The sequence below is a fragment of the Hymenobacter profundi genome (assembly GCF_019334315.1).
Taxonomy (GTDB): Bacteria; Bacteroidota; Bacteroidia; order Cytophagales; family Hymenobacteraceae; genus Hymenobacter; species Hymenobacter profundi.
In genome coordinates this window covers 76,499-89,404 of the sequence record NZ_JAHWGL010000007.1, presented here as the reverse complement: position 1 = coordinate 89,404, position 12,906 = coordinate 76,499, and the positions used below count along the sequence as shown (strand labels likewise).

The following is a 12,906-nucleotide window of genomic DNA, read 5'->3' as shown; positions in this document are numbered from 1 at the left end:
CCTTCTGCCAGTTGAACGAATCGTTGTGACGCCTGTCGTTCAAACGTGATAAGGTCCTTCGCAAGCTCAGGATGACAGTCGTCTTTTTCTACTCGCCCTCAACACTTACAACCTCACTACTCACTCCTTCACCAGCTTCACCACCGATGTGCCTTGCGGCTGCGTGACGCGCAACTGATAAATACCTGCGCTGACAGTGCTCAAATCCAGGGTTTGTTGCAGCGTGTTGCTTGCTTTGGAAAAGGTGCGCGTCATCACACTACGGCCCAGGGCATCAAATACCTGCACTTGCACGGCGCCCGTTTGCGCGTTGTTCAGTTCCAGGTGAAACTGACCACTGCTAGGGTTGGGGTACACAGTCAACCCTTTGAGGACGGGTGCGGTGGCGCTGGCAAGCGTTACGCTGGCGACGGCCTCATTGGAATAGGCTGAATTGCCAATGTCGTTTACAGCCCGGATGCGGTACACGTAGCGGCCAGTGCTAGACACCTCGTCGGAGTAGGCGGTCTGGTTGGCGGCAATGGTGGCGATGCGCTGGAAACTGGTGTTTGTAGTTAGAGAGCGTTCCAGCTCGAAACCAGTTTCGTTGGTGGCGTTGTTCTGCCATTGCAGGCCAATGGTGGCTGTGCTGCCGCTGGTGCCACTAAGGTAGGCCAGCAAATTGGTAGGCGCAGCGGGTGGGGCCGGTACGGTGCAGAGCTCCAACGCCCAGCCTGTAAGCGTACCGCCGTTACCAGCAGTGTTGTCAGTGATGCGCAGGGTCCAGGTGCCGTTGGCGGGCGCGTTCAGCAAACCGGCCAGGGAGTTGGCAGGGCGATAGGTGCCGCCCGCGTTCAGCGGACAAACAAGCGCTGCCGTCGCCTGCTCATCCAGCGACAAGTTGAGGTTGGCCGTACCGGCACACAGAGTAGCCAGCAGCACGGCCGAGCGGCCCGCTGGGTTGGTTAGCGTTACCGTCAATTCGCCTGCGTTGGGGTGTGTAATGGTCAGATTATTAATCCGAATAGCCGCTACCACGTCCGTTGAGCTTACTTCTATTGTTGAAGAAGCCGAGGCATTCGCCGTTGCCGGAATCGTGACGGGGACTTGTGTAGCCGCATAAGGCTGGCAGGATACTACCCCCGTGCGGAAGGCCGTAGCCGACGAGTAGGGCGCTGCACCACAGGCATTGCCGCCACGCACGCGCCAGTAATAGGTAGTACCCGCTGCTAAGGGAGCAGTTGGGGTGAAGGTTTTAACGGTATCCGATGCTATAGTTTGCGTGAGTACCACATTGCTGAAAGCGGCGTCCGTCGCTACTTGCACGGTGTAGGCCGTGGCATTCGGCACAGCCTGCCACGTAAATACGGGCCGCGTAGTAACCAGCGCATTGGCGGCCGGCGCTACGGCTACGGCCGCCTGCGTGGCCAGCGGCGGCACCACCACGCGCACCACCTGATTCTGCACTACCCCACCGCTAGTGCCCGTGAGAGTAAGGGTATAGGTGCCGGGCGTGGTCGCGGCGGCGGCTGCAATGGTGGCTACCGCCGTGCTGCCAGCTGCTACACTGGCAGGCGCGTAGCTAACACTAAGGCCATTGGGCAGGCTAGTAGCGCCCAGCGCTACGGTGCCCGCAAAGCCCTGTGCCTGCCCGATACTTAGGCTCACCGGCACGCTGGTGCCGGGGCACACCGTCAGCAGATTACTTCCAATGCAGGCCGTATTAAGGTAGAAGGTAGGCGCCGTAAGCGGTTTAATAGTGAAATTCTGGTTGGAAATATCGAAGAACACGTTGCCCGTAGCCTGCACCTTAATGCGCGCCAGTGCCGTGTTGGTAGCGGCGGGCACCGTCACCGATTCGCAGCCGTCGTTGGGGGTAGCAGCTAGTAGCACGGTCGGGAACGTGAGGCCGCCATCGGTAGAAAGCAGAATGTCCACGTTGGTGGCATTGATGGGCGCCTGCGTGGTATTGGCCACGTCCCAGGTCACTTGCTGGGGCACACCGGCCTGCCAGGTGGTAGCCGTGTTGGGGGTAGTCACCAGAAAAGGGCCAGCGGTACCAATCACGGCCACGTTCATCGAGTCGTATTCCACGCCGCCCCCACCATCCCGATTGTCGCGGGCCACAAACCGAAAAATCAGGCGCCGCGCATACGTTGGCAGCAACTCCCCGATGGTCGTGGCATTATTGACTAAATCCGACACCCGCGGGAACGTGCGGCTGGCAATCGGGGTAGGCTCAAACGACCGGAAAATGGGCGCATTGCCCTGTGGCGCAGTAGGCGCACCGGCCGGTCCCAGGTTGTACTGTTCCCATGTATAAGTAAGCGCATCCCCATCGGGGTCGGTGGCCGAGCCGGTGAGCGTGAACGGCGTACCGATAGGAATACGGTAGTTGGCGCCGGCATTCACAGTAGGCGCCTGGTTGCCGGTAGCAGTGACAACAGCGCAGTTGCCGGCTCCAGTTACGTGGTTCAGAATCTGGTCGTAGCTGCGCGAATGGAAATATGGAATACTGCTAGCCTGTATGTTGTCGTTTCCGCAAATACCCGCATAGGCCATAATTGTGACGCCGCTACCCGGCTCGTAGGCCGAGGAGGCGGAGCGGTTGCCTCTCCCGCAACTGCCGGTTTGGCTGTTAAACGTATGGTCGGCCCCAAACTGGTGGCCCATCTCGTGGGCCACGAAATCCACATCAAAGGCGTCACCCACCGGGTTGGGCGAACCAGTCACGCCCATGGCTTTAGAGCCCGCCACGCACACCGAACCCAACGCCGCAATGCCCCCACCACCGGTGCTAAACACGTGCCCAATATCGTAGTTGGCCGAGCCGATGCTATCCGTCAGAACAGCTTGGTTCTGCTTAAGCATCATTTGACCGTTGTCGTTGGTATAACGGTCGGTGGAGTCGGTAAGGAAAATCAGGCGGTCGTTGTTGGCAATCAGCACCATCCGAATGGCCAGCTCCCGCTCGTAGATGCCATCTACGCGGTTCACGGAGGTGACAATGCCGGCCAGGGCACCCTCCTTGGTGCCGCCTTTGGTAGCGGCATACTCACTGGTGCAAGCCACTGCCAGTCGGTAGGTGCGTAACTGGCTGCCGTTGGGCCGTTGGGGAGCAGCCGGTCGGTTTAGAGCGGCCGTAGTCGTGCGGTCCAGGCCATCGGGCGTGTGGCACACGGCGCCCAGCGCCGAGCGGCTCATGCTGCTTTGGTCAAATACCAAGTGGTTTACCGTATCGCCGGGCGCGGCCGGGTCGATATAAACGGTACGGTTGGCGGCCAGAATCTGGGCGTGAAAACCTGCCGGCGACACATCGAGGCGGGCCGTGGCCGTGGGGTCGTCGAGGCCTTGGGCCACGTAGGTGCGAATGCGGGGGTAGCGCGCCGCCAACGCCGGCGCCATCACCTGCGTGGCCACCACCCGAAACCGCTGGGAGGTGCCATCGGGTAGGGGCAACGACACCACGGTGCCCGACGCCCGGGCTGCCGCGCTACGCTCGGCTGGCGCCGCGCGCAAGGTGTTGCGCACCGTACCTAGCTGTACCGTCACGGTCCGGAAGCGGCTCAGGGCCAGCGTATGTTGCTTCGGCACAACAGCAGGAGAGGCATCGGCCCATAGCACGCGTTGCGCCGCGGCTGGCAGCAGGCCTGCTACTAAAAACAGACCGCTTAGCAGCCCTCGCCGCAGGGTAGAAGTTTGCATCGGGTAAGAGGTGAGAAGGTGGAAAGGTAGGGTAGGAAGAAAACGAAAAGAACAGCACCTCAACGCCGCACCTCGTTTGATCGACAAACAGCTTACAAACAACGACTATAGTGTTCATAAGTTGGGTTGTTTTCAGCGATATGGGAAGGCCATAGTCACAAAATTAAGCTGCTCTGACGCAGGAGTTGCGCAGTAGTGTAGTGCATAGGCTATAAAAAATGCCCGGTTGTGAGAGACAACTGGGCATTCGAAAAGTAAAGTAGCGAATACTTACGCTAAGCATCCGTCTTCAGCAGCACAATCTGCGCCTTATCGGCCGCGCTGATTTTGCGTCGGAACTCCACGTAGGCGGGGTATTCTGCCTTGGCAAAGCGTGTGCGGAGCATTTGCAGCTGGCGCACGTACTGCAACGTGCCATCGGGCAGGGTGTGCAGCTGGGCCGAGTACGTACCGAAAACCGTGGTGAGTTGCACCGACGCCGGCAGGTTCTCGGGCTGTAGCCCGGCCGGCACGTGAATGCGTACCGTATCGGCGTAGGTGTAGGCGTGGCTCAACCACACATCCGACTGGCGGCCGCCCACGGGTGCGGCCACGGCGGGTAGGCGACTGAGCAGGTTGGGCGCCAGAAACAGGCGCTTGCCACTCACGGAGGCAAAAGTAGGTAGCATCAGGTCCAGCTTCTCTGTCACCATCGGGAGGGCCTGCTGCCGGTTGGCCGTCAGGTTGAATTTCGTGATGCTGAAGTTGTTCAGTGTCAGGCTTTCTGTGATGTACTTCTTCTGTTGAGCTGGGTCCAGCCCATCGAGCATGGCGCTGAGGCGGTCTTGCTCCAGGCCGGTGTATGCCGTGCGAACGGCAGCCGTGGCTTTGCCCTGCGCGTCCAGATACACGTCGGCCAGCCGCTCGCGGCGGTTTTCGCGCACGCCGTATGTAGGAGTGCGCACCAGCTTGCCGCCCTGCGGGGTGAGTAGTAGGGCGTGGCGGTTGCCCGTGAAGCTGCCCATGTAGCCAAACGGCGCCGTTTGGCTGGTGCATTCCAGCCACACCGTGTCGGCCTTGGCGGTTTTGGTTTGCGCCAGCGGCACGCACAATATCACGTGGTTGAACTGCGAGCTGGGAAACTCCGTGTGAATGTCCGGCGCATCGGCGCGCACCAGGGCGCAGTAGCCCGTGATGCCCGCTGCCTGCAACAGCGCCATACCGTAGTTCGACAGGGCTTTGCAGTCGCCATAGCCATTGGTGCTCACGGCCGAAGCTGGGAACGTCTGCCAGCCGCCTAGCCCTAGCTGCACCGAAATGTAGCGGGTATTGGCCTGCAAGAACTCGTACACTTTTCGGATGCGGACGCGCTCATCTTTTTCGTCTTTCACCAGCGCTGCCACGCGCGCCCGCAGGTCGTCGGGCAACACGTCGCGGCCTCGGTTCAGCTCATAGCTCCACTGGCCCAACTGTTGCCAGGAGGCGGCGCTACCGGCGTGGCCTTGTACCTCAAACGCGGCGGGTGCTGTTACTACCATCGGCACCAACTCGCGCAGGGGCGGGCCATCTGGCTCACGCTCCATAGCCGCCAAGGCTTTCACTTCCCACTGATACACTTCCTGCCCGCCCTGCTGCGAGTGCGCAGCCTGCACGCCTTGGGGCAAGTGCCGCTCCTGGTAGCGCAGGGGTAGGGCTGCGGGCGTGAGCACCCGGAAGGTGGCGTGCTCCACAGCTAGCTGGGGCTCGTCCTGCGGCTCCCAGGTGCTGTAAAACAGCGAGTTGTCAGATGTGATTTCGTAATCGAACTCCACCGTGTAGGGGTAGGCCGACTGTTGCAGCGTGGCCAACCGGCCGCGGTTGTCGGTGGCCAGGCTAAAGCCATCGGACAAACCGTAGTCCTTCACATCGGAGGCGCGCAGGGAGCGAATCAGGCGGCCATCGGCGTCGTACACGGCCCCGCGCAGGTAGTTGATGCTGTTGAGCTGATCGTAGGGCACCATCAGCTGCGCCCAGTCAGCGCCAGCACCGTCCAGAATGGTGATGGCGCGGTGCACCGTGCTCACCGTGCGGCTCACCGATTTCACCAATAGCGTTTCATCGTAGGCGCGCACCACGCCGTGAGCATTCTCGCGTAGGCTGGCCGATAGGTCGCTTACGGAGTACTTAGGCGCCGGCGCGGCCCAAGCGGTGCTGGTTAGTAACAGGCTAGCGCTCAGAACAGCAGCCTGGCAGAATAAAAAGGAATAGCGCATCAGCTTACGATTTTTTCTTGAGCACGATTTGCTCCGCCTGCTTAGCCATCAGGCGCGAGTAGAAGTCCCGCAACGCCGCGTATTCCTCGGCCGAGTACACGGCTTTGCGTAGATTCAGGCGGGAGATAATCTGTAAGGAGTTCTCGCCGGGCGAGATAGAGTAGAGGAACCGACCGCCGTTATCAGGCAGCTCCACCACTATCGGTTTGGGCATCTCCTCCACTACATAGCCAGCCGGCAGGGTCAGCGTCACCTGATTTACTTCGTCCGTCAGCGCGCCAAAATCCACCGGAAACCGACGGTCTTCGTGCGGAAAGGGGTTTTTGTTATCAGCAAAATGCCGCATCGGATTGACATATAGGATATCAGCGACCTGCTCATTGCCGGCGCTGGTCAACTCGTAGTCCAGGGCCAGCGGTGTGGTGTTGACGTCCGTCGCTTTGAAGGCGTACTTAGGAATGTCCCAGCCCTCATGACCTTTCGCCAATTCCTCCATAAATTTTTTCTCGCCCATTTTTAGCAACCGCGAGCGGTGGTGTGCGCCCAGATAGCCACCATACTCTTGGTGTACCTTACCGGTGTAGCCACCTTTTTCATCCAATTGTAGCTGTACCTGTCGGTATTCCACATAGCGGGTGGTAGGCGTGAGGTCCACCCAGCGTGAGTCGTCGGCTTTGGAAAGTAGCAGCCTGCCCACGCCGTTCAGACAGCGGCGAGGTAGGGTGCCGCACGGCGTAGCTTCTTCCGTGGCATCTACCAGTATCTCCTTGTTATCGGGTAGGGCCACGTGGGCAATGACATAGTTAAACTTCGACAGCAGCGGAAACATGGTGTTCACGCGGCCATGGTCGCGGGTGCTCAGGATAACGGGGTTGGCCGTGAGGCCGGCGTCGCGTAGCGCACCAATCAGCAATAAGTTCACGTCGGCAGCGCTGCCGCTGTGCAGGTCGTAGGCGCGGCGGGTGGTGGTGGTGGCGTAGAGGCGGTCCAGGTCGTTGTACTTCACCGAGTGGTGCACTAGGTGACGCACGGCGGCCGTTAAGGCGGCTGGGTCGCCGGCGTGCTTGGCTTTGAGGGCGGCAATTTCGTCTTTCAGAAAGCTGGCGTGCTTGGCTTGGCCGCCAAATTCCTCCCCCATCAGCAGATCGTCATTTATCTTATTCCAGGTGTTGGCTACGCTGTGATACCCCTGGTTGGGCCATTTAGTACCGGCTAGCTCAAAGTCGATGCGGGCCACGTAGTCGCGCGAGGTGGTCATGTAGGGCTCGTCGCGGAACGCTGGCACATCCTTCATCACCCAGCGGTGGTTGGTCACGCTGGCCGATACTGTCTCGGTGCTGAGCCGTACACGATTGCCATCAGACGAGCCGCCGCTGCCAAGAATATACTGCGCCTGGCCGGTAGGGTGCTCACTGATAGCCAGTGGCTCATATCCCTGCATTAGCATTTTATAGTCGAAATACTCCGGGATGCTGGCTCGGTACTCGCTCCAGCGCACGGGAATGCTTTCCTGGAACTGCCAATTCTGGAAGTTAAATAGAAAATCGGAGCTAACGGAATAGGCGTACTCAATCACGGAGCCCACGCGCACATTGGGCAGCGTAAACTTGCGCACGGTCACGTTAGCTGACTTTTCTTCCCGAAAGGTGCTTTCGCTAGCCAGTTTTTCCTTGGTGAGCTGGCCGTTCACCATATTATAGGTGAAGCCGCGCAGGCTGCCCAACTTCTCCTCGCTTTGGCCTTTGTGGTAGAGTGGCACTTCCACCGTAGCCCGGTCGTAGGCCGATTTCTTAAGGATTTTAATGCGCGTCACGCGCTCAAACATGATTTTGAATTCGCCATTGGCTACGCTGAAGCGCGACACGCCGTAGTCGCAGAGGACCACTGCCTCGGCGGCGCTATCGGCCACGAAGCTTTTTTCGTCCATATCCTTCGGGTCCAGCTTGCCAAACTTAATGGGCTCGGTCTGGGCGTGGGCAGTGAACGTAAGCCCACCGGCCAGCGCCAGTAGGAATAAGCGGGGTAGCAATTTTTGCATAGTGAGGTAGAGAAGGGAGTAATTGATGAAGACACAAGGAGCCGCTGCTGCACGCTAGGGTAGTGCGCGGCAGCGGAATTGTATAGTTGCGATAAGGTGTAGGGTAGAAAGCAGGGCGGCGGTAGAAGGCTGTTTGCGTTAGTGCTTGTTGATAGAACGTTGTCGTTGAACGATTTCGGCCACGTGGCGCGGCCGACGAGACGCAAGTATGCGCCAGAACATTGTTCTGGCGTATCTCTTTTACTGACGTTGCAGCACCAGCATTTCGGCGTGCTTGGCAATTGCGCGGCTGTAAAACTCGCGCAGGGCCGCATACTCGGCGGGGCTGTAGCTGGTCTTGGTGAGTTGCAGGCGCGAGGTGATTTCCAGGCGGTCGGGGGTGGGCTGGGCCACGTGGTAGAGAAACTTGCCCGCGTTGCCGGGTAGGGCTAACTGTAAATCGGCGGGCTTTTCCTGCACCGTGTAGCGGGCCGGCAGGGCCAGACTCACCACTTGCGTCAGCTCGCGGGTGGTACTGAAATCGACGGGAAAGAATCGGTCGGCGTGGCGGAAGGGATTGTTGTTTAGTCCTACTGCCTGCATTAGTGGTAGATACAGCGTATTGGCTGGCGTTTCAGGGCCGGGCAGGGTCATAGCTACGTCCACGGCAAAGGCCTTGCTAGGGTCTTCCAGCTCCAGCAGGGTAGGCGGGGTGGTCAACTGCCAGTCGGTCCAGCGGCGGCCCAGTTGGGTTTTGTAGCTCGATTCGCCTTGGCTGAACACCTGTTGCCGGGCCGCAAGGCCAGCGTATCCGCTGTATCCTTGGCGCATGGTGCCGCGCAGGGTACCCGTGTCGTCGAGCTTGAAATCGGCCTTGGTGTATTCCAGATAGTTGCGTTTGCTGGTGAGCGGCACCCAGGCGCCGGTGGTGGTCAGCAGCCGGCCTTGCTCGTTGAGGCAGCGCTCCGGCAGCATCTCCATGGGTAACAGCGGCTCGGTGGCGTCTAGTAGCAGCTCACCATCGGGTAGTACCACGTGGGCAATGGTGTAATTGAACTGGCTGAGCAGAGGCATATCTGTCACAATGCGGCCGTGGCTGCGCGTGCTCAGCAGCACGGGGTTAGCGGTCAAATCGGCTGCACGAAGCGTTTGCAGCAGCAGCAGGTTCACATCGGCCGAGTTGCCCTGGTGCTGCTCGTAGGTTTTGCGGGTAGGCTGCGAGGTATAAAGCCGTTCCTGTCCGTTGTATTTCACGTGCTGCTGCACTAGCCGCAGCACGGCCTCGGCGCGGGCACGGGCATCGGGTAGGCGGGTGCGTAGTGCTTTGGCCTCGGTTGTCAGCGGCGAATTCTGGTTGAGCACCGCGCCAAACCGCTCATCGGCTAGCAGCGCCACCCCAATTTTCTCCCAAGTATGCGATAGGTCGCGGAAGTCGTGGCCCGTAAAGTCGGAGCCGGCTAGCTCGAAATGCACACTGCGCATGTAGTCCTGGGCTGCCGCCATAAAGGGTTCCTCGCGGAAGGCCGGCGCGTTTTGTAGCACCCAGCGCTGCGCCAGTGCCTGCGTGCTGATGCTGGTTGTTTGGGTAGGACCCGTGTTAACAGAGCCGTAACCAGTCTGTTGATTCTGGTGGTAGCCAGTGCTATAGGGCACCCACGTTTGGTCCTGGGCAGCAAAGGGTAGGTAGCCGTGCGTGATTTCTTTGTATCGGAAAAAAGCGGGTAGCGCCACGCGGTACTCGCTCCAACGCGTGGGAATGCGGTGTTGAAACTGCCAGTCCTGGAGGTTGAACAGAAAGTCGGAGGTGATGGTGTACGTGAACTCCACCACGGAGCCTTCCTTCACATTGGGCAGCGTAAAGGAGTAGAGCACGTGGTTTTTATCGATTTTCTCACTGAACACACCCGAGCTGGGGTCCAGCTTGGTTTTCTCTACCTTGCCGCCTACCATGTTGTAGGTGAAGCCTTTCAGATTGGAGAGCTTCTCACGCTGGTCGTCGTCCACATAGAGGGGCACGCGCACCGTGGCCCAGTCGTAGCCGGCCTTGCGCAAGATGTGAATTCGCGTGGTGCGGTCGAACACCACCTGGAATTTCTCCGTGGCACCCACAATGCGCGACTGGCCGTAATCGCACAGCACCTCGGCCTCAGCGGCGCTATCGGCAGCCACAGGGGTAGGGTTAGGACCGAAATCAGCGGCCGATACGTCGCCAAAAGAGATAGGAGGCTTTAGGGCCGCAGCTTTCTGAGCGGCCGCTGGCTGGTAATTACACAGCAGCCCCAGCAGCAAGCTACTGTTGAGTATAAAACGACGCATAACCAGGAAAAGTAAAAATGACGCGTAATAGCAACGAACTGATAGTGATAGTCTAAATCAACCCAAAAGGGTAGAATGTCTTATCCACATCAAAGATGAAGAATAGATGATATTTAGCCAAATTTTTGTACCTATCTGACGCTTTGTGCGCATGCTGCGTTTCGGGTCTGACAGTCAGCTTACCCACCCCTCACTTACCTTAGCTCGCTTACCTATCAACTCCGGAGCTGCTTGCGCTTATAAAGTATCAGCAGCCTTGTATAGCGAGGATTTTACAGAGCGATTTTCTAATCAAGAACCGCAGAAGCAATGAACTGGAATAGGCTGGTACTGGGAACCGTTGCGCTGTTGGGGCTGCTAGGACTTACCGGAGCGCAGCGCCAAGTGGTGCTACCCAACGAAAAGAAGATGGGCGCCTACCTATTCGTCTTCTTCACTGACCCTACGCACAGCCTGTTTATGGCCACAAGCCGCGACGGCTACACGTTCACGGCCGTTAACGAAGGCCAGCCTGTTATAGCCGGCGACACCATTGCCGAGCAGCGCGGTATCCGCGACCCGCACATCTACCGAGGGCCAGACGGCGCTTTTTACATGGCCATGACCGACCTGCACCTCTTTGGTCAGCAGAAGGGCTACCGCACTACCAAGTGGGAACGGGATGAAAAAGCGTACGGGTGGGGCAACAACCGGGGGCTGGTGCTGCTCCGGTCCACAGACCTCATCCACTGGACGCACCACGTAGTGCGCCTCGATGAGGCTTTCCCGGAGTTGAAGGACGTTGGTTGCGCCTGGGCACCCGAAACGATTTACGATGCCGCCGCCGGCAAAATGATGCTGTACTTCACCATGCGCCTGGGCAACGGACGTACCAAGCTCTACTACGCCTACACCGATGCGGCATTTACCCGGCTTACGTCGGCGCCGAAAATTCTCTTCGAATACCCGAACCCGGAGATACAAGTACTGGATGCTGACATCACCCAACTCCCCGATAAACGCTTCTGCCTGATGTACGTGGCACAGGAAAAGCCAGGTGGTATCAAAATGGCGCTATCCGACAGCGTCCACAGCGGCTACCGCTACAACCCGGCGTGGGTAGACGCCGAGCCGGGAGCCTGCGAGGCGCCGAATGTGTGGAAGCGCATTGGGGAGGAAAAATGGGTGTTGATGTACGACGTGTTCAGCATTCAGCCGCACAATTTCGGCTTCTGCCAAACCACCGACTTCGCTACCTTCAACGACATAGGGCACTTCAACACGGGCGTGATGAAAGCCACCAATTTTAAGTCGCCGAAGCACGGCACAGTTATCCACCTCACGACAAAAGAAGCCGACCGGCTAGAGCGCTACTGGAAGAAAAAGTAACGGGTGGGAAATGCTGGCCCCGGCAGCGGCATAAGTTCTGTTTCAAAGATTTACAAAAACCGGTAGTAATAAGCTATGCGGCTTCTGGAACTGGTTGGTGGCGCACGCCTACCCACAGATACACCAATGCCACCAACGTAACGGCGGCGCTCAGGCCATGCACGTAGGGTAGGCGGGCGGGCGAGTTGGCAAAAATCCAACCGGCCAGCAGGGCGCCCAGGCCAATACCGGCTTCCAGGGCAATGTACATGGTAGCCACGCCCCGGCCGCGCCGCTCGGCGGGGCTCAGGTCAATGGTCCAAGCATAGAGGGTAGGGGAGTTGAGGCCCGTAGCGAAACCATACAGCACAGCCGCGGCCAGCAGAAACGGAACCGAAGGCGCCAGGGCCAGCGCGACCAACGCCACCAGCAGCAGGGCAGTAGAGAAGCGCAGCACCGGCACCCGGCCATAGCGGTCGGAAGCGCGGCCCGCTACTAGGCGTACTACCAACGAGGCCACGGTATAAAAGGTGAAAAACAAGCCTTTATTGCTGATGCCCAGGTAGGTGCTCTGGTCGGGAATAACCGTGAGCACGGCCCCGTACGGAAACATGCACAGCAGGGTAGCCAGCGCTGGTCGAAACACGCGTGGTTCCAGCACCTCGTCCCAACGTAGGCGCAGCAGCTTCAGGCTGAACTTCTGGCGTTGCGCCTGGGGTAGGGTTTCGGTCATGGTGCCCTGCACGATGAGCGAGAGCAGCGCCGTTCCGGAAGAACAGTAGAACAGCACGTTCAGGGAGAAATGCTCGGCCAATAAGCCGCCCAATGCGGGGCCAGCGGCCATGCCCATCGAGCTGGCCACGCCCAGCAGACCCATAGCTTCGCCCCGGCGCTCAAACGGGATAATATCGCCAATAAACGCCGCAGTACCGGTAGGCTTGAAGCCCGTGCTAAAGCCGTGTAGCAGCCGCAGCAGCAGGAAGCCGCCTACTGTGGCCGTCCAGGGGTAGAAAAACCCGCACAGAAAGCACACCAGCGACCCAAACACCATCACCGGAATGCGCCCCACCGTGTCGGCCAGCTTGCCCGAAAACGGCCGCGACAACCCTGCCGTGACCGTGAACATAGCAATAATGTAGCCCTTGTATTCGGCGCCGCCCAGGCTGGTGAGGTAGTCAGGTAGCTCGGGCAGCAGCATGTTGAAGCTGGCAAAGAACAGGAACGACGACAGGCACATCAGCCAGAAACCGGCCGTGTACACGCGGGTGGAGGGAGCAGCAGACATAGCGCGCAAAGGTCGGGAAAATCCGA

At 59.2% G+C, this 12,906-nt stretch carries 6 protein-coding genes; 1 reads left to right on the top strand and 5 read right to left on the bottom strand.

The window, feature by feature from the left end; translation table 11 throughout:
• Window positions 1–120: 120 nt before the first annotated feature.
• The 4 genes from KYK14_RS03645 to KYK14_RS03630 all read right to left on the bottom strand — a co-directional run bounded on the left by KYK14_RS03645 (window position 121) and on the right by KYK14_RS03630 (window position 10,248).
• Entirely contained in the window at window positions 121–3,684 is a 3,564-nt protein-coding gene (locus KYK14_RS03645) for a reprolysin-like metallopeptidase (RefSeq protein WP_219156931.1), read from the bottom strand.
• Window positions 3,685–3,959: 275 nt separating this feature from the next.
• Window positions 3,960–5,915: a DUF3857 domain-containing protein gene (locus KYK14_RS03640; protein ID WP_219156929.1), complete on the bottom strand. Its 1,956-nt coding sequence runs from the start codon at window positions 5,913–5,915 to the stop codon at window positions 3,960–3,962.
• 4 nt (window positions 5,916–5,919) lie between these two features.
• Window positions 5,920–7,953 carry a DUF3857 domain-containing protein gene (locus tag KYK14_RS03635; RefSeq protein WP_219156927.1) on the bottom strand — a complete coding sequence of 678 codons (2,034 nt, stop codon included), beginning with the start codon at window positions 7,951–7,953 and terminating at the stop codon, window positions 5,920–5,922.
• 240 nt (window positions 7,954–8,193) lie between these two features.
• Entirely contained in the window at window positions 8,194–10,248 is a 2,055-nt protein-coding gene (locus KYK14_RS03630; RefSeq protein WP_219156925.1) for a DUF3857 domain-containing protein, read from the bottom strand.
• Window positions 10,249–10,557: 309 nt separating this feature from the next.
• On the opposite strand from KYK14_RS03630, the gene KYK14_RS03625 reads away from it, so the two are divergent.
• Complete coding sequence (locus KYK14_RS03625) at window positions 10,558–11,616, top strand: glycoside hydrolase family 43 protein (RefSeq protein ID WP_219156923.1); 1,059 nt, start codon at window positions 10,558–10,560, stop codon at window positions 11,614–11,616.
• 73 nt (window positions 11,617–11,689) lie between these two features.
• On the opposite strand, the gene KYK14_RS03620 is transcribed toward KYK14_RS03625, so the two are convergent.
• Window positions 11,690–12,880 carry an MFS transporter gene (locus KYK14_RS03620; protein ID WP_219156921.1) on the bottom strand — a complete coding sequence of 397 codons (1,191 nt, stop codon included), beginning with the start codon at window positions 12,878–12,880 and terminating at the stop codon, window positions 11,690–11,692.
• Window positions 12,881–12,906 lie beyond the last annotated feature (26 nt).

What these genes read in the sequence shown, in the direction of transcription:
- KYK14_RS03620 (WP_219156921.1), bottom strand. Translation starts at nt 12,880, where the DNA reads ATGTCTGCTGCTCCCTCCACCCGCGTGTACACGGCCGGTTTCTGGCTG.
- KYK14_RS03645 (WP_219156931.1), bottom strand. Translation starts at nt 3,684, where the DNA reads ATGCAAACTTCTACCCTGCGGCGAGGGCTGCTAAGCGGTCTGTTTTTA.
- KYK14_RS03635 (WP_219156927.1), bottom strand. Translation starts at nt 7,953, where the DNA reads ATGCAAAAATTGCTACCCCGCTTATTCCTACTGGCGCTGGCCGGTGGG.
- KYK14_RS03640 (WP_219156929.1), bottom strand. Translation starts at nt 5,915, where the DNA reads ATGCGCTATTCCTTTTTATTCTGCCAGGCTGCTGTTCTGAGCGCTAGC.
- KYK14_RS03630 (WP_219156925.1), bottom strand. Translation starts at nt 10,248, where the DNA reads ATGCGTCGTTTTATACTCAACAGTAGCTTGCTGCTGGGGCTGCTGTGT.
- KYK14_RS03625 (WP_219156923.1), top strand. Translation starts at nt 10,558, where the DNA reads ATGAACTGGAATAGGCTGGTACTGGGAACCGTTGCGCTGTTGGGGCTG.